Raw genomic sequence first — 21,158 nt, 5'->3', positions numbered from 1 at the left:
TGGATAAGTAAAAAATAGATAGGTGCATGACTATAAGCGGGAGTGAGCGGGATTAAGATAGTAGCCGATGCCACGTTTGGTCAAGATAAAGTCATTACCCAGTTTTTTACGTAAATGATGAATATGCACTTCAATGGCATTACTTTCGATATCTTGTTGCCAACCATATAGCTTATCTTCTAAACTTGCTCGGCTGTGGATTTGCTTGGGATGGGTCAGCATTTGCTCTAAGATTGCCACTTCTTTGATGGTCAATTCAACCACTTGACCTTGATAAGTCACTTGCTGAGTGTTTGGCTGATACGCCACTTCACCATAACGAATCTCAGGTTGGCTGCGTCCCTGACTGCGCCGCATTAGAGCTTGCAGACGGGCAATGACTTCATCCAATGCAAATGGCTTAACCAAGTAATCGTCAGCGCCCGCATTGAGTCCTGCCACCCGATTAGCAATCGCATCACGAGCGGTGATAATCAACACCGGCGTATCTATATGTTTGGCACGCCAGTTTTGCAGCACGGTCATGCCGTCACCTTTTGGCAAGGTTAAATCAAGCAGCACCGCATCAAACATATCCTCTTGCAGTGCCATTTCACCTTGCTTAGCATCACTGAACCAATCGACCATCATGCCATGGCTCTTTAAGCCGAGGATAATACCTTCAGCAATGCTGCTATCGTCTTCTATTAATAATATCCGTGCCATGTGTCTTCCGCCGCTTCGTTTAGTTCACATCTGACGGCTCATCTGTCACCGTTTTATTACCGGTTATCATCGCTTTAATAAGATTTTGCCGTTCCCAATAACTCATCACAATAGCAGAGATAATGTGCAGCGGTACAAGCACGTATAAACTATTGGCTAAGAACTCATGAATCCCTTCCATTAAGTCTTTATTACCAAGAATTTTCGTCTCCATGAGATATCCTGTCAAGCCTAAGCCTATAATCACCGCCCATAACGTGAACATCATAAGGGCGGCTAATGGATTGTGACCCAAATGCTGTTCATCAACACGGCGCGCGCTTAAATCAGCTAGATGACGTTTCAGTCGTGTAGGCGTCGGGAAAAAGTCAGTCAAGCGTGCATAGCGCGTTCCAACCAAACCCCACAGCAAGCGTATCACCACCAATCCTACCACGGTATAGCCGACAACTTCGTGCAGCTCGCTGCCATCTTCAGTAAAGAGTAAGTTAGCAATAATACCAGCAGCGACTGTCCAGTGAGTAAATCTGACCAAAATATCCCAAACTCGCACTTGCCGAGTTTTGAGGACCGTTAATGACGCTACATCAGAATGATGGATCAAATTAGTTTTGTTATTGTGGCTCATGGTCGTCACTCCCTCAATCATACATTTATTTATTGACGATATCCGGCTGCTAAAAATTAAAGCTAAGCAAAATATCGTAAGCAGACTAGAGATAACCTCATCTGTCTTATCGCTATTACAACAAACAAAACTTAAGGGAAGCTTAGGAAACCAGTTAAGAATATAAATGAATAGTTGAACACAAGTGCTAGGGACTTTATGCTAATGACGATTGCGACGGTAATATAAGATATAATTGGAGATATTTATTAAAGGTATAATGATTATTATCTTATACCGATATCTTTAATAGCACGGGCTTTTTTACACGGCGCTTAGCAAAGAAAATCATAGCAAAGCCGCACGCTAGCGTCCACGATAGCAGCATTGATACCAAAGTATGACTAAAAAAATGATCGCCAATGAGCATTTTATACATCCCCATCGTCCATCCTAAGATGGTAGTTAAAATAATGATTTTAACGCGATGACGTTTCAGAGTAGGCAGATAGGCAAATCCATATAATGCAAAGCCCGCGCTTGCATGCGCTGCAGGAAAGCACTTGGCTTCTGTGTTCGCAACAATATTCTGCCAAATACTAAGATACGGTAACGCCCCATTAAACAAAGCCAAATTATTCGGGCAACTGACGTGAGTAACGGCTTTTAGCGAAGCAATAATGGTGGGCACGGCTATCAACGTCACCAATAAATAGCCTATCTCACGATTCGACAACGTAGTGACTAGCCCAATAAAGAAAGTTTTGGCACGCATCGTATAAGTAGACTTACGCCGTACATACCTTAAGATGAGTATTACCAATAATGCTACAATCATTAATATCAGCAAGGCTTTGGGGAAATCGTACAGGATAAACGCATAAGGCTGTCCGCCTTTTTCCAGCAGCCAATCACCATTAGAATAAAAAAGCTCACTGATGCGAACGTCTAGTTGACTGTGCTCAAATACCAACGTAGAGCCGATAGTTAGAGCAAGCAGGATTAGCCATTGCTTGATAAGTGGCGTATAAACTTGATTCATCAACACATCTCACTAACTACAATAATATAACCACTATAAATAGTAACCAAACCAAGAATGACGATTAATATCAGCTATAGTGTAATCACGATAATTATCAAACATTAAATCTTGGCGATATCTTTACATTATAATGCAGCCAGTTGTTAAGATAGCGTTAAGACGAATCGCGACAGAATAATGCACGATATTAACGTGTTCTTAACAGCAATTTTGCTAACTTACCTCTTTTATATTTACTATATCAGATCAGACAGGTCTACATGATGCATACATGGTTATCCAAACTCTCGCTCTCAACTCGTCAGATTGGCTTAGACTATCTGATTTTTTTGACCGCATTATTCCTAGTAATCACGGCAAATCTAGGATTTTTTCAGCACGCATTAAGCATCTACGACTTTAAAAACAATGCGGGATTTATTATCTCACTGGGCGGCATGTTACTAGGTCTTTTATGGCTGGTTTTACAACTGCTTTGCTATCGTCTCAGCTATCGTTTTGTCTTGATACTCATGGTAATTGTCGCAGCAGTTTGTGCCTACTTTACCGATAGTTACGGCACGATATTTGACCGTGATATGTTACTAAATGGTCTACAAACCGATCAGGCAGAGGCACGCGACCTATTAGCCCCTGCTTTTTTTATTCGAGTATTACTATTAGGCATATTGCCCGCTTTCTTAATTTTCAAAGTGGCTGTACCTCGACTATCATGGAAAAAGGCAGTACAGCATAAAGCGGTAACACTCATTCTAGCGGTCGCTTTAATCGCTGTCAGTTTGCTGCCTTTTGGCGACCAATATGCGAGCTTTTTCCGTCAGCATAAGCAAGTGCGCTACTATACCAATCCGATTACGCCTGTCTATTCAGCGTTTAAACTATTGAAAGTATCTTACGATGACATGACCCGCCCCACCTCGATGATTACCCATGCAACGGATGCCAAAAAAGTGAGTGTAGCAAACACCACAACAGCGTCTAAACCTAAGTTAATGGTCTTTGTCGTTGGTGAAACGGTTCGTGGCGATCATATCAGCTTGAATGGCTATCCCCGCGATACCATGCCCCTATTGAGCAAACAAGCAAATATCTATAGCTTTAAAGACGCCAGTGCTTGCGGCACATCTACTGCCTACTCCGTACCTTGTATGTTTAGTTATCTGGGGCAAAAAGACTATGATATCGATGAGGCAAAGTACCATGAAAATGTCCTTGATACCCTCAGTCGACTGGGCGTAAAAGTAGTTTGGCGCGATAATAATTCTAGCTCTAAAGGCGTTGCCGACCGAGTGACTTATGAGGATTTTAAAACAGCAACACTGAATCCCGTATGTGATGTCGAATGCCGCGATGTTGGGATGCTAAGTGGCTTTGATAAGCTCGTACCGATATCAGGCAAACCACAAGATACGTTAATTCTCTTGCATCAGATGGGCAATCACGGACCGGCTTACTATAAGCGCTATCCAAAAGAATTTGAGGTATTCAAACCCGTTTGTAAGAGTAACGAGCTGTCACAGTGCGATTCAAGCAGCTTAATTAATGGCTATGATAATGCCATTCTTTATACCGACTACTTTTTAAATACGACAATTGAAACCCTGAAGAAATATGAGCAAACCTATGATGTAACGATGGTCTATATGAGCGATCATGGTGAGAGCTTAGGTGAGAATAATATCTATCTTCATGGTCTGCCTTATAAAATAGCCCCTAAAGCACAAAAACATGTGCCTTTGATTGTCTGGTCGCCGACAGATAATGGCGTTGATGCCGCGAGTCTGCAATCAATGGTAGCAAAGCCTGTCTCACATGACATTATCACCCCGTCCTTGCTGAGTTTCTATGGTATTCAAACTCAAGAAGTTGCGGATAAACAAACCTTGTTTAAAGCGCAATAGCCATACTTTTTTAAAATACAGCAGTTTTAAAATGCAGTAGTATATGTGGTGTGGCATTATCAGAGCATTATATTGAAAAAAAGCAACGAGACTGGGAATGAAAATGACTAAAATACTGATTATTGAAGACAATCCTGACATCGTTGCCAATATCTATGCTTTTTTTGAACCAAAAGGCTATGAGGTCGATAATGCTTATAATGGTAACAGTGGTTTGGCATTAGCTATTGAAAATCGCTACGATGTCATCTTGCTAGATGTGATGCTACCGGGGATGAATGGCACAAAGTTATGCCAAACGCTGCGTGCGGAACATCACAATAAAACGCCTGTCTTAATGCTGACCGCGCGTGATACGGTGTCTGATAAAGTCATTGGTTTTGAGAGTGGTGCAGATGACTATTTGGTCAAGCCGTTTTCGCTCGTTGAGCTTGACGCTCGTATCAAAGCGTTAATACGCCGTCATCAAGATGATCATTTTCAGCATATATTACAAGTCGGCGAACTACGATTAGATGCCGAATGTCACTTAGTAACACGCGCAGATCAACCTTTAAAGCTGACGCCAACTGGCTTTAAGATATTGCAATTATTAATGGTGACCTCACCACGAGTGGTCAGTAAAAGTGAAATTGAAGATAAGGTTTGGGGACGCAATATCCCTGATAGTGATGCATTGCGTACTCACGTACATACCTTACGCCAACAAGTGGATAAACCTTTCACTTATCCGATGATTGTGACCATAACTGGTGTCGGTTATCAGCTTGCTATACCTGATAACTCGTCTGCTAACCTAGCTGATAATCTGCCTGCCAGTCTTCCTGACGCGCGCAATAACACACTCACATAAGCGAACATATACCGCATGAAAGCTTTTGATTCTATTTCCCAAAAGTTCCGCTTATCTTATCTGATTTTTACCGCCATATTATGTGTGACCTTTGTCAGTATATTTTTTTATGCGGGCATCCATATGGAGGAAATGCTGGTTAAGAGCCGTTTACTGGAACAGCTGTCACTTAGTATTAAACAATCGGGTATTCAAAATCATTACGCAGCGGATTCTGGTATTAATATCTATCGATTTGATACTGCGCCACCTGAACTACAGGCAAAAGCGACCGAAACGGTTCAAGAAATAACAGTCGAGGTCAATGGTCAAAATAGAGAGCTGCACTTTTTCACCCATCAAAAAGAGGGTCAACGGTATATTTTGACCTATCTACTAGAGGATCATATGGCGCTTGAAGACTATCCAGTCTTAGCGATATTCGAACACTTTGAAGCCATATTTTTACAGACCTTACTGCTTGCGGTTCTGCTAAGTTTTGCGATTGCTATTCTTTTTTCCTATGTATCTTCCTACCAAATTACTAAACCGTTATTAATTTTAAAAAATGCCGTCGAAACAGATAACGAATCATTAAGCACCCTGCTACATCTACCCTCAGAGGTCGGGGTGTTGGCGCGTGTCATTGATGATAAGAATCAAAAACTCGCCAGCTATTTGCTTCGAGAGCAGCTATTTACAGGAGATGTGAGCCATGAGCTACGAACACCGCTCACGATTATTATTGGCGCAGCGGAAGTACTTGAATCGCAATTACCTTTAGACAGTCAGCAGCGTGAGTTCACCCGACGCATTCATCATACGGCAACTGAAACCTCAGACATTATCACCGCCTTACTGATGTTATCAAGAACGCCTGAGCAACTGGATGCGCCAAGAACGATTATTAATTCAGTGATAACCTCAGAAGTAGAACGGCTACAATACCTGATTGGCTATAAATCTGTGACCTGCGAAATTATTGCTGACCACAGCTATGCAGCGATGGTGCGTCCTGAATTGCTAAAAATGGCAGTGGGTAATTTGATTAAAAATGCCTTTCAATATACAGAGTCAGGACAAGTCACGATTACCATTGATTATGACTTTATTACCGTTGTCGATAGCGGCATAGGCATCCGTGAATCGATGACGCCACATTTGTTTGAGCGCTTTGAACGTGGTGGCATCGATGATATTAATGCTATTGAAGGTAGCGGATTGGGACTCAGTATTGTGCAACGTATCATGGTGCATCTCGGTTGGCAATTGCACTACCAACCTAATGCCTCAGGTGGCAGTACCTTTAAGATTCAGTATAAAAACGCGCTGTCCCAAATTGATAGCAATGACTATAATAATGAATAAATTTTCTATAATAATCGGATATATTTACCCCTAACATTAAAGGGCATTAGCCGCGTCATAAGCGGTTTTAATCGCATGTGAGATATCAGCAACTTCTAAGCAGTCTCCTACTTTGACGACTGCAATACCTTTATCAAGGAATGCTGCTGTGTCAAATTCAACGGGACGTGCGCCGCTGGCAATAACCACGTAGTCGCACGGAATTGCTACCGGCTTACTGTCCTTATCCCCGCAATGCAATTTTTCCTTATCGATGCTGATGACTTGATGATTCACATACTGTTCTACACCGTGTATTCGATAACTCTCAAGCATGGTCGGTAGAATAGTCGTGCTTAAGTCATTTGCAATCTTATCTTGCATCTCTACCACTGATACCTTGCAACCTTGTTCAGCAAGATATTCTGCCGTTTCACAACCAACAATACCACCGCCAATAACCACCACGCGACCAGATACTTTTTGCTCACCAGCAAGTACTTTCCACGCATCACGGACGTTTTCGCCATCCACGCCTGTTATAGGCGGTGTGAAGCTCGACGCACCAACGGCTACGATTACAACGTCGGGAGCACACGCCAGCACATTTGAGACAGTGGCGGTTTTCCCAAGATGCAATTTCATGCCCTCACGGTGGACTGCCTGTACTAAATCCTCTACAGCACGGTATATCTCACTTTTACGAGGGGGAATATTAGCTATATTCAACTGTCCGCCCAGCTTATTTTCTTGTTCAAACAAGGTGACACGATGCCCTTTTTTTGCAGCAACGCGGGCAGCCTCTAATCCTGCAGGACCGCCACCAATGACGACAATGTTTTTCTTTATTTTAGCCGGTGTGATAAAGCGTGTTTCTTCAAAGCCATTCTCAGCATTGACCACGCAAGCGATAAATGAACGATTGAGAACGTTATCAACGCAGCCTTCGTTACATGAGATACAGCGAATAATATCTCGGGCTTTACCTGCAGCAGCTTTATTCGTCCAATCAGGATCAGCCAACAACGCACGACCAATACCAATCATATCAGCCTTGCCGTTTTGAAGCATATTCTCGCCCATATTGGGATCAATAATACGCCCTGAAGTGCTGACAGGAATAGAAACCTCACGTTTAATATCGCCTGTAATATCCGCAAAAAAGCAATAAGGCTGCACACCCATCGGTGGGATAGTATCTGCCATATTACCGGTGTGATTCGCCTGCCCAACATGCAACATATCCACGCCAGAATCTTCAAGCCACTGTGCAAACAGTGGCGCATCCGCCTCATCAATACCGCCTTTACCACGATCAGGAGTAACTACTGATAATTTATAATCGATAATCATATCGGGCACTGATTTCTTCAAGGCAGCGACCAACATCAAGGCAAAACGAGTACGATTTTCCAGAGAACCACCGAATTTATCTGTGCGTGTATTCATTCGCGTGCTACACAGCGCGCCCACTAGCCTGTCACCATGTATTTGAATGACATCCACACCTGCTTTCTGAGCGCGCACTGCGCAAGCACACATCTTGTCAATAATAGCCATCAAGGCGTTTTCAGACACTTCATTAATGAAAAACTGCATATCGTGATGTAGTTGAGTACGCACTTTGTCCATCTCACCCGCAGCAAACAACGCATTAAGGGTATCGCAGTCATATTCTGGGTGGAATATTTGCACGCCAAGTTTAGCGCCATAGGCATGTACATTATCAGCGAGCAGGCGAAAACTTGCTATTTGGCTATCATCAAACAGCTTAGGTGTGGGTGCAAAGCTACGGATAGGCGCGACATCACCCAGCACAATATATCCGACGCCACCTTTCGCAAGCCGTGTATAAAAGCCATTGCTTTGCGAGCTAATCGTACCGTCTTTGGCTTCATACCCTGTCGTTAGCGGCGGAAACATGATGCGATTCTTAAAGACTACACCGCCAATCGTGATGGGTTCTAATATTTTCATAACCACTCTCTTATGTATATCTCAGAAATAATCGTAACTGTTAAACAGTCGTATTCCGCTATTCTCTCATTCCCTGCTCTAATTGTGGGGTTTAATATTTTATTAAAGTAAGATTTTTGATCGTCATCAAAATGTAATACTCGGCTGTTAGAGTGTGCCTAAGTTAAGGTTTCTTAATTAGAAATAGCACCTAAACCCTATAAAATTACCGTTCTATTACTTAACTCTTAATATTTAAAATTGGTTTAATATCAAAGTATTATCTACAAGTATTACCGTATTATTCATTAATACCGCTTATTGTAATCATTTTTTAATAAAAGCATTAATAGCTACATTATTTTTTTGGTAACTTACTTCATTTATTCAAATTTTATTCATAATTAATTCCATTTAGGAGAGTTACATGCGTTATTCATTACTGGCTGTGGCAACAATGGCGAGCGCCCTGACTTTAGCAGCTTGTGATAGTAAAAAAGAGGCAAACACTGATGCTACTGGTGCAGTAGCGACGGAATCGTCTGCGCAAGCTGCAAGCAATCAAACCGCGGCGGCTTCAACATCAGGTTTTAAATCTGCTGAAAATATTGCCCTTAACATTACGGGTGCTGGTGCGTCTTTTCCGCAGCCTATTTATGCCAAGTGGTCAGCTGACTACAATGCGGCAACGGGGGGTCAGGTCAATTATCAGTCTATTGGCTCATCAGGCGGTATTAAGCAAATTGAATCAAAAACGGTCGACTTTGGTGCATCTGACGCGCCGCTAACCCCTGAGGAATTAGAAGCGTCAGGTCTGATTCAGTTTCCCTCTGTGATTGGCGGCGTCGTACCTGTGGTTAATATTGACGGTATCAAACCGGGTCAATTACAATTAGATGGCGAAACTTTAGCAAATATTTATTTGGGTAAAATCAGTAAATGGAATGACGCGGCTATCAAAGCGCTGAACCCTGACTTAGCCCTACCTGATGCCGCGATTACCACCGTATTTCGCTCTGACGGTTCTGGTACGACCTTTAACTTTACCGATTATTTAGCCAAAGTATCAACGGCTTGGAAAGATACTGTTGGCGTAGACAAAACGGTGAAATGGCCAACGTCAGCAAAGGGAGCAGGCGGGAAAGGCAATGAGGGCGTGGCAAGCTACGTCAATCGTATGAAGAACTCTATCGGCTATGTTGAGTATGCCTATGCTAAGCAAAATAATATGGCACACACTGCGCTAAAAAATGCAGCAGGCAACTTTGTGCAACCTTCGGCAAAAACTTTTGCCGCAGCGGGTGATATCGATTGGTCACAACACGCAGGCTTTTATAAAGTCATTACCAACTCTGAGACTGAGCAAGCGTGGCCAATTGCTGCCGCTACTTTCATCTTAGTGCACAAACAACCAGAAAATCCCAAACAAGTGGCTGGCGTATTAAATTTCTTTGATTGGGCATATAGCCAAGGGGATGATGACGCCATCGCGCTCGATTATGTACCGTTCTCTGACACAGCAGTAGCGTTGTTTAAAGCCAAGTGGAATGACGTGAAAGGCAGTGATGGACAGCCCTTATATAAGCCAGCTCAGTAAATTCATTACAATATTAATGACAACCTTATTGATAACGTAGCTTGATAAGTTTTATTACAGCAAATTTAACGGTAAAGCGCAGCAGTTTTTTTAATACGCTTTACCATTTTGAGTTTGCTGTTGCAAAACAATATTAGATAATAAAACCGTCTATTATCTCTCCAATTTTTTCGACTGAATCATATTTAATAATGAGACATTTATGATAGATCTAAGGTCGCAACTGGCTAAACAAAAACGTTACGATGCACTGTTCGTCAATGCAACCAAAGCTTTTGCCATTCTGGTGCTGTTGTCATTGGGCGGTATTCTTGCCTCCTTGGTCATTGGTGCGCTACCGAGTATCCAGACATTTGGACTTGGGTTTTATACCAGTAATAACTGGGATACGGTTGCTAACGAATATGGGGCATTGGCACCTATTTACGGCACGTTAGTAACGTCATTTATCGCTATTTTAATTGCCGTGCCGATCAGCTTTGGTATTGCTATATTTTTAACAGAAATGTGCCCTAACTTTCTTAAAAAACCGCTGGGTATTGCTATTGAGTTATTAGCCGGTATTCCTTCGATTATTTATGGCATGTGGGGCTTGTTTGTCTTTGCGCCTTTTTTTGGCAACCATATTCAGCCTTGGTTTATCGAGCATATAGGTCCACTGCCTATTATCGGTAAATTATTTACTGGCGCACCGATGGGACTGGGGATGTTTACCGCGTCTTTGGTGCTCGCCATTATGATTATCCCGTTTATAGCTGCCACCATGCGCGATGTTTTCGCTGTAGTGCCCGACTTACTTAAAGAGTCGGCATATGGTATGGGCGCGACGACTTGGGAGGTCATGTTTAAAGTTATTTTACCGTACACCAAAGCAGGAGTCGTCGGCGGTGTCATTTTAGGGCTTGGACGCGCTTTGGGTGAAACCATGGCAGTGACCTTTTTAATTGGTAATGCCTTTAATATCAGCCCCAGTTTGTTCACCTCAGGGGTAACGATTACCTCGGCACTGGCAAATGAGTTTGCGGAGGCATCTAGTGAGTTGCATTTGGCATCGCTATTGCATTTAGGCTTAATTTTATTCGTCATTACCTTTATTGTACTGTCACTTGCCAAGCTGATGCTCATGCGTATGGATCATAAGGCTGGCAATCGCTAAGTCTAACTCTAAAAAGTTTAACTCTGCCAACTCACGCGTACTATTTTATCTAAGACGATAAGGAAATATAGGTTATGTCCACTACCCCTGCCAGTACAGCTGTTAATAATACATTGCCGATTGCCACCAATTTTAAGGGTCGTTATAACCAAAGTTTATATAACAAACGACGTTGGATGAATAAGCTTGGCTTAGGATTTGCGATGTCAGCAATGGTATTTGGCTTGTTTTGGCTCTGTTGGATTTTGCTAACGTTATTGGTAGAAGGCTTTCAAGGTCTAGTTCAATTGCCAGTATTTACGGCTGATACGCCGCCACCAATGAGCGTGGGTGGACTACGCAATGCCATTGTTGGTTCAGTCATGCTGGCATTTTCAGGGTTATTTATCGGTGCACCTATTGGACTGATGACAGGTATTTACTTAGCCGAATTCTCGCATGGTAGCTTGCTAGGTAAAGTGACCCGATTTTTAAATGATATTTTATTATCAGCACCATCGATTGTCATCGGGCTATTTATTTACGCATTGATGGTCAAAGGCAAAAGCTTCTCTGGTTGGGCAGGCGCGTTGGCATTGGCACTCATTGTCATTCCTGTGGTCGTACGGACGACAGAAAACATGCTTAAACTGGTGCCCAATACCTTGCGTGAAGCTGCCTATGCACTGGGCACGCCCAAGTGGAAACTGGTGACCCAAGTTACCTTTAAAGCCGCTAAAGCCGGACTGACTACCGGTATATTATTAGCATTTGCCCGTATTACGGGTGAGACAGCACCCTTACTATTTACCGCGCTAAACAATCAATATTTTAGTACCGATATGGGTCAGCCATTAGCAAACTTACCCAATACCATTTACCAGTTTGCGATGAGCCCTTACGAGAACTGGCATACCTTAGCATGGGCAGCAGCACTCCTAATTACTGGCTCGGTCTTGGTATTAAATATTTTGGCACGCTTTATCGGCAATAGAGATCAGCACTAATAGAAATACGATATTTTTCATTACTACCTAATATTAAGAACTAATTGTTAATAACCCATTTTCCTATATTTAATGAAGCTGAACGAGATATCCTATGAGCGATGTTAAAAAAAGAACTTCTAAAACAGACAAAACTTTTAACGCCAAAAACCGCAGCCTATTTACGAATTCAATACCAAGCAAAGCGCAAATGGCACAACCCGATAGCGCTCATTTTACTCAGCAAACATGGCAAGATATTCCCAAAAATATGCCACCTGCAAAAATGGAAATTCGTGATTTGAATTTTTACTATGGTGACTTTCAAGCGCTGAAAAATATCAATATTGATATTGCGGATAAAAAAGTTACCGCCTTTATCGGTCCATCTGGCTGCGGCAAGTCTACCCTACTGCGTACCTTTAATCGCATGTATGACCTGTATCCCGGCATGCGTGCTGAAGGCAATATTAACCTTGATGGCAATAACATCTTAGGTAAAGATATCGATGTGAACTTATTACGCGCACAAGTTGGCATGGTATTTCAAAAACCAACCCCTTTCCCGATGTCCATTTACGACAATGTGGCGTTTGGCGTACGCTTGTATGAAAAACTAAGCAAAGCAGAACTGGACCATCGCGTCGAATGGGCACTGAAAAAATCAGCACTGTGGCCAGAGGTTAAAGACAAGCTAAAAGCATCTGGATTGTCTTTATCAGGCGGACAGCAACAACGCTTGTGTATCGCGCGTAGCGTGGCGACTAAGCCGGAAGTATTATTGCTTGATGAGCCAACCTCAGCGCTGGACCCTATCTCAACTGGCGCGATTGAAGATTTGATTGAAGATTTAAAAAATGATTACACCATTGCCATCGTGACGCATAACATGCAACAAGCCGCACGGGTTTCTGACTATACCGTTTATATGTATTTGGGCGATATGATTGAAATGGGTGAAACCGATCAGGTCTTTACCAATCCTGCCCAAAAAGCCACTGAAGACTATATTACTGGTCGTTACGGTTAAAATGCTACTAAAAACATGACTTAACTAAGCATTTTAATTAAACATTACTTTTTAAATACCCTGCATGATGCGCCCAATATTTTGATGTTATGGAGTACCCTTGATGCAAAATGATAAACATACTTCTAAAAGCTTTGACCAAGACCTTGATGAAGCCATCCGCTTATTTTTATACATGGGTGATAGTGCCGCCAATCAAGTAACCAAAGCCATCCACGCGATGATTGGTAAAGATGCGGTAATGGCGCAAGAAGTCATTGATATGGATTTTGATATCAATCGTATGGAAATTGAGCTTGATGAACATATTTTATTATTAGTGGCAAAACGGCAGCCGACTGCCAGTGACTTGCGCTTGGTTATGGCAATCAGTAAAGGCGTGGTCGACCTAGAGCGCATTGGTGATGAAGCGGTCAAAATAGCAAAAATGGCATTAAAAATAATCACTCAAAGCCACACGCCATATGGTTACGCTGAAGTTCAACATTTAGGCAATCATGTGCGCTTGATGCTGCACAATGCCCTTGATGCCTTTAGCCAATCCAATGCCGAGCAAGCGTTTGAAGTCATTCGTAATGATGAAGTGGTCAATGCTGAATACCAATCTGCACTGCGCGCACTAATGACTTATATTATGGAAGACTCGCGGCACGTCTCCAAAGTGATTAACGTCATGTGGGTGTTGCGTGCGCTGGAGCGGATTGGTGATCATGCCCAAAATATCGCTGAGCTAGTTATTAACTACATGAGTGGGCACGATGTGCGTCATTCGGACTATACTTCGGTTGAAAAAGCGGTACAGGAAGCCAACGATCGCATGGCATCACACTACCCGCAAGTTACTATAAGCCAAGAGAACAGCGCTAGTACAATAGATGATAAGGTTAATGAGTAAGGTTAACTTAAAAGCTTTTTCATTAAAACAGCGTTAGAAAAGCTGTTTTAACCATTGTTTAAGATGTTGCCATAATGATGAATTAGCCTCACTGGGTTGCGGCTTTTCATCAACATTACTCATTTTATTAACAACATCAGCGCCATTAGCACCATCAACAGTTATAGGAAACGCCGATTCAAGCTGTTCACAGGTAGGATATTTTTCTTGTAGCTTGTGTAAATAATAGGCTTGATTTTCAGTAAAAAACCCATCTAATATGCCGATAGGCGTAGCACCATCATGACGACAACTATCATTCTCACGATTCCACGCCACAAATGACACTACTGGCTTGCCAATTATCAATGTATCATTCTCACAGCGCAGTGCTGCTAGCGATGATATTGTATAGTCTGCTGGTTTACTACCATCTGGGTTATAGGCTAAACCAATAACCAACTCATTTTTTTCAATATTTTTTAGCTCAAAATTACTGCGCCATTGCTGAGGTTTAGAGTACTTAAACCAAGTCAAAAAGGGGCGAAAGACAAAGCGATGACGGCTAAACTGCACATCAAAATTTATCGGCTGATTAACCTCTGGAACGGGTGATAAAGCTTGTACACGACCAATAAATACATCGGACGGTGAATGAGGCAGACACGCCCATAGTGTCTGTGGCGTAGTCAACAGAATTAAGACAGGCACATAATAAAATAGGCGCATTAATTTACTCTCATCATTAACCATATTCATCAACGACTGATATCTAAACCATCAAAAGAGTGATTATTCTACCTTATTGATGAGCTATTGGAACTTATGTTATAGCGATATTTAGAGTCAAAAAAAAACCCAAACTATCCTCTCAGATAATTTGGATTACATTTAAAATAACAGAGCACTCAGCTAAAACCTAAACAACGCTGCATTATTCTTCGTCAATATTTGGTTATATAACGCCTCATCATTGACAATATCTTTAAAAGCATTTAGCGCCTTATCAAAACTCATGTCACTCTCATTTTGAGTATGTGGCCAATCACTGCCCCAAATCAAGCGATTTTGCATACCGTGCTGCACTAATAGCTTAAAAGCATCCTTAGCATTTTGTATTCCTATGTTTTCACCTAAACGATAGTATCCCGACACTTTTACCCAGTGCTGAGTAGCATCAAGAATAGTGAGCAACGTTTGGAAATCGGGATCTGCTACTCCTTTATTCTCATCAAAACGTCCGAAATGATCGATAACCACATCTAGCGCATACAGCTTGAGCATTGGTAGCAACTGCACGAGATAAGCAGATGGCGCATGAAGCTCGACTTGCCAATGAATATCTGCTAAACGAGTTAAAAATCCAGTCCACTCTGGCAGAGTCAAGTCAGGACAAGGTAGCCCGAACAGATTAAGACGGATACCAACAATGCCTTGTTTATCAAGCGCCTGCATAGTCGCCATATCTGTCTTATTATCTATAACCGCCACGCCTTTAAGCCGTTTAGGCTGTGCTGCTAACGCCGCTAACATACAGCTATTATCCGTTCCCAAAAAGCTTGGCTGAATCAGTACACCTTGATTGAAGCCATGTTTATCAAGCTGTTCAATATAATCCTCGACGCTCGCCGTATACTCGGGACGATAGCGCGACGTTGGCACAAACTTAGCATGATGCGAGAAGACATGCGCATGGGTGTCAATATACTGCATAAAACACTCCTTCAAAGTAAGCGTTAGAATATTAACTGAATAATGATAGTAGCAATCAATCCTGCAACGATGCCGATCGGTACGGCTTTAAATAATAACGCATTTAACAGTTTATCTTTATCCATACTTGCTGGAGATGAGCCTAATATCAAGCTGCCTCCTGAAGAAAATGGCGAGATAGAAGAGCTTTGTGCACCGACAATAATACAGATGAATAATAACAAAGGATTCAGACCAGAAGCGACCGCCAATGCTGGTACGATAGGAAATAAAGCCGGCGCGACCACCCCAAGTGTACTCGCAAATACGGACATAATAGCACTGATAATAAATACTAAAATCGGCAGTAACCAAACGGGTACATTGGTGCTGAGCCATTCTGTTAGCTCATTAATCACCCCTGCTTTCACCCCAAGACTGATAAGCATTCCCACACCGCAAATCATAATTAAGGTATTCCAAGGTACTAAAGCAATCACCTTTTTTTCATCACCAAGCTTTAGAAATAAGCTGATTAACGCAAAAAATATGGCAATAAAACCGATATCAATACGCGCATTCAAAAAATCAATCGTTTGGTTTTGCGGCATGATGATATTTAAAATAGGTACAATCAACACAATTGTCATCATCGTAAAAATAAGAATAATCGATTTTTTTTGCTTACTATCTAATGGCTCAGGCAGAATCGATTCAATCTGTATCTGGTTACGTTTCGCATTAATAACGCTATAGATACCCAACACGACGATAGGAATTAAAAAAGTCGCCGCAAAAATACCGGAAGAATAGGTAAAAGCCGTATCGCTGGCTATGTTTGCGGTATCCATTAATCCTCTAAAAATGATACCACTTTGCGAGGTCATAAAATTCGCCCCCGCCAGTGCCCCATAGTTCACCGCCAATACCGCAATGACGACATTCATTTTGGTTTTTTCACACAATAACAGGGTCATCGGAGCCATAAAGGCAAGCACCGTATAATATCCTGCGCCCAAGCCAGAAATAATAGTGGCAACAAAAAAGATAGCGAGAGGTAATAACGAGGGAAATTTTCGACACCGATACAGCAACTGATTACATAATTTTTCTAATGCCCCATTCGCCAAGGCAAAGTTATAAAATAAAGTCACGGAAAAGATAATAAAGAATATCTTGATAGGCCATAACTCAATCACTTCTGAGGTTTTGAGCCCCATCACGAAGCAGCCTATTAGATATGAAAATACAATAGCAAAAAAGCCGATATTAATTTTTGTCTTATAGCCCAACACAATAGAAACTACGATGGCGGCGAGAATATAAAAAGTCATGTCTGCTCCTTGACCTCGACTATTCGAGTAAAGACTTAATTACATATAAAGGTATAAACATATATATGAATTTATTTTATTATTAGAAGGCATCATGCTAATATTGTCAAATAGTTTTTATGGTCTAGATGAGAGTGGGGCTAAAAATGATAGAGACATTGCAAAAATATAAAGTGCCCCGTTACGAACAAGTGCGCTGGCAAATCCAAAAATTACTGACAGAAGGCAGATGGGATAAAACCACCCCCTTACCTACTGAACAAGAACTTGCCGAGCGTTATGAAGTCTCTGTCGGCACAGTGCGTAAGGCTGTCGAAAAATTGGTAGAAGATGGTATTTTATTCAAGCAACAGGGAAAAGGAACATTTTTAAAACAGCCTAATTTTGAGCATTCATTATCACGATTTTTTAAGTTTCGCGACAAAGATTCAGCCTACGTCACGCCAATAGGGGTTATCAAGAAAATAGCAGAAATACCCGCACTTGAGCATATCAACGAAAAGTTAAAACAAGATAAAAATGCGACGTTAATTTACCTAGAACGTGTTCGTATCATCAATGATAAGATAATTGTTAGCGAAAAAATATGGTTACCTAAAAGCCGCTTTGAGCCACTAATAACACTAGACTCTAATGAATTTGGCAGTCTTCTATATCCTTTTTATTATAAAAAATGTGGTCAATTTGTTTTTTCAGCCACAGAAACACTATTCTTTATCAAAGATCATGCAGACTATTATTTAAAAAATAGTGAGCATGAACCCTTAGTCAAAGTATGCCGAATTGCCAAAAATCTAAATGGCGAGCCGATTGAATATCGAGAATCCTATGGTTTAGCAGAACATTTCAGTTATGAGATTAGTATTAACTGAAACTCATAACTGAAATTAATAATCAAATTACTCAATAGGCAACACTATCTGCACTACCAGACCTTTAATACCATCTTGACGATTGTGTACATTTAGCTGACCTTTATGCGCCATTACCACCGCATGGACGATAGCAAGTCCTAGACCATAACCACCTGTTTGCCGATGGCGAGCGGAATCTAGGCGAACAAAAGGCTGGAATATGCGCTCTAAGTCTTTATTCGCGACGCCGCCGCCTTCATCGATAATGCTAATTTGAATACCGTCTGTTACTTTATCTATCTGTATTTGCTTTAGCTCAACCGTAACCGTTGAATCAGGCGATGTGTGCATAAACGCATTACGAATGACATTCTCAAACGCGCTATGTAGCTGGTCTTGATTCCCAAGTACGGAGTAATTTAATGTTGGCGGCTGCCATTGCCAACAAACATTTTTATGATGAAATTCAAAACAAACATCTTGCCCAATCTCACTGATAATCTCAGGAATATTTACACTCTCACGCTCCAAATCATTCATCGCATACTGCTGCATCTGCAATGATTGAATACGAATAATTTGTTCAATCAACTCATTCATACGCGCAGATTCTTTATCAATACGATCCAGATAACGACTAGCATTGGGAGCGAAATCTCGAGTCAGCTCAGTTGCGACATCAAGCCGCGCCAGTGGGGAACGCAATTCATGAGAGATATCACTCAACATTTGTTTACGTGATAGCTCGCTGTCAGCTAAGCGTGTCGATAACTGCGCCACATCTTTGGCGAGTAGTCCCAGCTCATCTCTACCGAGCTTTGATAAATCAGGATTGGCTTGATAATCACCAACCAACATCCGATGTATGCTGTGTTGCACACGCAAAATACGCTTGGTCATCGTACGGCTGAGCCAAAAGCAGACTAAAATACTAAATAGCAAGATAAGAGCTAAGCGTAAAGTAAAATGTCCCCGTTGTAGCTCTAGGACATCTTTAAATAGGAGATGGGGACGCAGCTGAATAATGGCGGTTTTACCATTGGGCAATGTCACGGTTACTTCAGCCAGTTCAGGGCGACTGTCCACATCGGCAATGGCTTTATGCGCAGGCATAGGCTGAAAAATATCATCAAGTAGCGAAGGTTTAGCATTTGAATCGTCAGCACTTAAGCTGTATATATCATAAGGATTCTTGCTAGAACGTTCCTTATTACTATATTTACTATAATCCGTTTCACTTTTATCAAAACGATTATCGAAACTGCTTTTATCAAAACGGTTGTCAGAAGCTTTATTATCAACATCTGCCTTATCAAAGCCGAGGTCACCTGACTGCGCTGATATTGATGGCTCGATTATTTGGTTATCAGTACGTCGCTCTTCTCGATAACGATATTTAGGATAAATTATCGAGCCTTGTTCATCGTATATCCTAATCTGATTCATGAGTCGACGGTCATCTGCGTACATGCTCTTGACGCTGTCCATATCGCCTGCTTGTAGCGCTGTAACTAATAATTCGCGCTTAGATAATAAGGTCTCGATTTGACTGTCCATGCGTGTTGCCAGTTCTTGTTCATTGAGCCAGCGCTCCCCTATAATGGATAACGTAGAAGTAATTAGAATCATGAACAACAATCCTAAAAACAGTTGCCAGAATATGGTCAAATGCGGTTTTTTTATTAAGGAAGCGGTGTTTTCCATTGCTGAGTCATTCATGTTAGTCATGTCAGTCATTACAGTACCAGCTGATAGCCCTTGCCACGAATGGCTTTAATAGGCTCATCATGAAAAGGTTGAAGTTTTTTTCTAAGACGCGAGACATGCACATCAAGACTACGATCAAAGGGTTGCAGCTCACGTTGCAGCACATGTTCTGACAGCCAAGCTTTACTAACCACTTCCCCCTTTTGTCTTAACAACGCCACTAATAAATCAAACTCCGTACCCGTTACTTGTAGCTCGATGCCATCTATCTGACAAATACGCTGAGTTTGATCCAGTTGCAAACGACTGTCAGGTAATGGCGTGTGCTCTGAAGAAGCTGCGTTGGTACGTTTAATCACGGCATTAATACGTGCCAGCAACTCGCGCGGATTACAAGGCTTGGTAATATAATCATCAGCACCAAGCTCTAAACCAATAATACGGTCAATCTCTTCACCTTTAGCAGTGAGCATGATAACGGGAATATCACTGATACTTGGCAGTTGACGCAGCACACTCAAGCCATCCATTTTTGGCATCATGATATCGAGTACCAATAAATCATAAGTAATGGCATCATTCGTTGTTGCTTTCAGTCTTCGTATGACCGCCTCTCCATCATGGACACACTCACAGTTGATACCGTGATTATGCAGATATTCTTGTAATAACTGCGTCAATTCCTCGTCATCATCACCAAGCAGAATATTGGGCATCTCAACTCCTTTATCATTAAATACGGTTAAGCGCTTCATTTTTACGCACGTTATATTTCTATTATCCGCCAAGCACAAGACAAGGCGCTACAAACGTTACCTTTCTTAATGTTTCATAAATGTTCGTAACGTCAGTCTGCTCTATTATAGTTTCTATCGACAGCGAGTATTGTTTTATAGCAGTCAGTGACATCGCTGTTAAATGCTTTAAACATGGCGCTTTTAAGACCACAAATCATACTTTTAAAAATAATTTAAGGAAAAATAATGAAAAAATTATTAATGAGCACAATCATTGCCGCATCAAGTGTATTTGCCATCACTGCCGGTGCTAATGCAGCTAGCCCAGCGACCGACACTGCAGCGCAAAGCAGCACACAACAACATAGAGCGGGCGCACACAATCCATACGCACAGCTCAATTTGACCGCCACACAAGAAGCGCAAATCAAAGCCATTATGCAACAAAAATATGGCGCGCAAAAAGGTAAAGCCGGTAACTATAAAGCTGAACGTGAGCAAATGCAGAAGCAGATTCAAACCCTTACTGACAGTAAAACGTTGAATAACACCACGCTTAACCGTTTGGCAGATCAGGAAGCCGCAAAAACCAAACAACGCTTTATTGAGCGTGTACAAACCCAACATGCTATCTCGCAAATATTAACTCCTGAACAACGCAGCAAAATGGCACAATTAAAAACCGAAAGACAGGCTAAAGGTCGTCAGCATTGGGAAAACCGTAAGGCAGCGGCTAAATAATAACAGCGTCCGTTTACTAGAAAATACTTATTTATATCCTATAAAAAAAGCGCATCAGTGAATCTGATGCGCTTTTTT

The 21,158-nt window shown here is 41.7% G+C and carries 19 protein-coding genes; 10 read left to right on the top strand and 9 right to left on the bottom strand.

Going from position 1 to position 21,158, the window contains the following annotated elements; genetic code table 11:
- Window positions 1-30 precede the first annotated feature (30 nt).
- The 3 genes from AOC03_RS00995 to AOC03_RS00985 all read right to left on the bottom strand — a co-directional run bounded on the left by AOC03_RS00995 (window position 31) and on the right by AOC03_RS00985 (window position 2,354).
- Window positions 31-705 carry a response regulator gene (locus AOC03_RS00995; protein WP_062533195.1) on the bottom strand — a complete coding sequence of 225 codons (675 nt, stop codon included), beginning with the start codon at window positions 703-705 and terminating at the stop codon, window positions 31-33.
- A 19-nt stretch (window positions 706-724) separates the two neighbouring features.
- Window positions 725-1,333, bottom strand: a complete 609-nt coding sequence (locus AOC03_RS00990) for a cytochrome b/b6 domain-containing protein (RefSeq protein ID WP_084785726.1) — start codon at window positions 1,331-1,333, stop codon at window positions 725-727.
- A gap of 271 nt (window positions 1,334-1,604) precedes the next feature.
- Window positions 1,605-2,354, bottom strand: coding sequence for a PAP2 family lipid A phosphatase (locus AOC03_RS00985; protein ID WP_062533194.1), 750 nt, complete (start codon window positions 2,352-2,354; stop codon window positions 1,605-1,607).
- 263 nt (window positions 2,355-2,617) lie between these two features.
- On the opposite strand from AOC03_RS00985, the gene AOC03_RS00980 reads away from it, so the two are divergent.
- From AOC03_RS00980 to AOC03_RS00970, 3 genes are all read left to right on the top strand, one after another.
- Window positions 2,618-4,258 (top strand): phosphoethanolamine transferase, encoded by a 1,641-nt coding sequence (locus AOC03_RS00980; protein ID WP_062533193.1) that lies wholly within the window; start codon window positions 2,618-2,620, stop codon window positions 4,256-4,258.
- Window positions 4,259-4,361: 103 nt separating this feature from the next.
- Complete coding sequence (locus tag AOC03_RS00975) at window positions 4,362-5,111, top strand: response regulator transcription factor (protein WP_062536329.1); 750 nt, start codon at window positions 4,362-4,364, stop codon at window positions 5,109-5,111.
- Between the two features lie 15 nt (window positions 5,112-5,126).
- Window positions 5,127-6,458, top strand: a complete 1,332-nt coding sequence (locus tag AOC03_RS00970) for a sensor histidine kinase (protein ID WP_062533192.1) — start codon at window positions 5,127-5,129, stop codon at window positions 6,456-6,458.
- Window positions 6,459-6,494: 36 nt separating this feature from the next.
- Here the strand turns inward: AOC03_RS00970 and bilR are convergent, their stop codons facing one another.
- Window positions 6,495-8,414 carry a bilirubin reductase, long form gene (gene bilR / locus AOC03_RS00965; RefSeq protein WP_062533191.1) on the bottom strand — a complete coding sequence of 640 codons (1,920 nt, stop codon included), beginning with the start codon at window positions 8,412-8,414 and terminating at the stop codon, window positions 6,495-6,497.
- Window positions 8,415-8,820: 406 nt separating this feature from the next.
- Between bilR and pstS the strand changes: the two genes are divergently transcribed.
- The 5 genes from pstS (at window position 8,821) to phoU (ending at window position 14,036) form a co-directional block, all read left to right on the top strand.
- Window positions 8,821-9,990, top strand: coding sequence for a phosphate ABC transporter substrate-binding protein PstS (gene pstS, locus AOC03_RS00960; protein WP_062533190.1), 1,170 nt, complete (start codon window positions 8,821-8,823; stop codon window positions 9,988-9,990).
- A 202-nt stretch (window positions 9,991-10,192) separates the two neighbouring features.
- Window positions 10,193-11,146 carry a phosphate ABC transporter permease subunit PstC gene (pstC, locus tag AOC03_RS00955; RefSeq protein WP_062533189.1) on the top strand — a complete coding sequence of 318 codons (954 nt, stop codon included), beginning with the start codon at window positions 10,193-10,195 and terminating at the stop codon, window positions 11,144-11,146.
- Window positions 11,147-11,220: 74 nt separating this feature from the next.
- On the top strand, window positions 11,221-12,132 hold the full coding sequence (gene pstA, locus AOC03_RS00950) for a phosphate ABC transporter permease PstA (protein WP_062533188.1): 912 nt from the start codon (window positions 11,221-11,223) through the stop codon (window positions 12,130-12,132).
- Window positions 12,133-12,226: 94 nt separating this feature from the next.
- Entirely contained in the window at window positions 12,227-13,141 is a 915-nt protein-coding gene (pstB, locus tag AOC03_RS00945; RefSeq protein WP_062533187.1) for a phosphate ABC transporter ATP-binding protein PstB, read from the top strand.
- Between the two features lie 103 nt (window positions 13,142-13,244).
- The gene (gene phoU, locus AOC03_RS00940; protein ID WP_062533186.1) at window positions 13,245-14,036 is read left to right on the top strand and encodes a phosphate signaling complex protein PhoU; all 792 of its coding nucleotides are present in this window, start codon (window positions 13,245-13,247) and stop codon (window positions 14,034-14,036) included.
- Window positions 14,037-14,069: 33 nt separating this feature from the next.
- Here phoU and AOC03_RS00935 read toward each other — a convergent pair whose 3' ends face one another.
- From AOC03_RS00935 to AOC03_RS00925, 3 genes are all read right to left on the bottom strand, one after another.
- Complete coding sequence (locus tag AOC03_RS00935; RefSeq protein WP_227514256.1) at window positions 14,070-14,744, bottom strand: hypothetical protein; 675 nt, start codon at window positions 14,742-14,744, stop codon at window positions 14,070-14,072.
- 183 nt (window positions 14,745-14,927) lie between these two features.
- Window positions 14,928-15,728: an amidohydrolase family protein gene (locus tag AOC03_RS00930; RefSeq protein ID WP_062533184.1), complete on the bottom strand. Its 801-nt coding sequence runs from the start codon at window positions 15,726-15,728 to the stop codon at window positions 14,928-14,930.
- Window positions 15,729-15,751: 23 nt separating this feature from the next.
- The gene (locus AOC03_RS00925) at window positions 15,752-17,041 is read right to left on the bottom strand and encodes an SLC13 family permease (protein WP_062533183.1); all 1,290 of its coding nucleotides are present in this window, start codon (window positions 17,039-17,041) and stop codon (window positions 15,752-15,754) included.
- Between the two features lie 146 nt (window positions 17,042-17,187).
- On the opposite strand from AOC03_RS00925, the gene AOC03_RS00920 reads away from it, so the two are divergent.
- Window positions 17,188-17,913: a GntR family transcriptional regulator gene (locus AOC03_RS00920; protein ID WP_062533182.1), complete on the top strand. Its 726-nt coding sequence runs from the start codon at window positions 17,188-17,190 to the stop codon at window positions 17,911-17,913.
- Window positions 17,914-17,940: 27 nt separating this feature from the next.
- On the opposite strand, the gene AOC03_RS00915 is transcribed toward AOC03_RS00920, so the two are convergent.
- Window positions 17,941-19,632 carry a sensor histidine kinase gene (locus AOC03_RS00915; protein WP_227514255.1) on the bottom strand — a complete coding sequence of 564 codons (1,692 nt, stop codon included), beginning with the start codon at window positions 19,630-19,632 and terminating at the stop codon, window positions 17,941-17,943.
- Window positions 19,632-20,318, bottom strand: a complete 687-nt coding sequence (locus AOC03_RS00910; protein WP_062536324.1) for a response regulator transcription factor — start codon at window positions 20,316-20,318, stop codon at window positions 19,632-19,634. Before AOC03_RS00910 ends, AOC03_RS00915 begins: the two co-directional genes overlap by 1 nt.
- 267 nt (window positions 20,319-20,585) lie before the next feature.
- On the opposite strand from AOC03_RS00910, the gene AOC03_RS00905 reads away from it, so the two are divergent.
- A complete protein-coding gene (locus tag AOC03_RS00905) occupies window positions 20,586-21,080 on the top strand; it encodes a Spy/CpxP family protein refolding chaperone (protein WP_062533181.1) in 495 nt (164 codons plus the stop codon).
- The last annotated feature ends 78 nt before the right edge of the window (window positions 21,081-21,158 follow it).

It is taken from the genome of Psychrobacter urativorans (assembly GCF_001298525.1).
Classification (GTDB): domain Bacteria; phylum Pseudomonadota; class Gammaproteobacteria; order Pseudomonadales; family Moraxellaceae; genus Psychrobacter; species Psychrobacter urativorans_A.
This window is presented reverse-complemented; position numbering and strand designations above follow the sequence as displayed.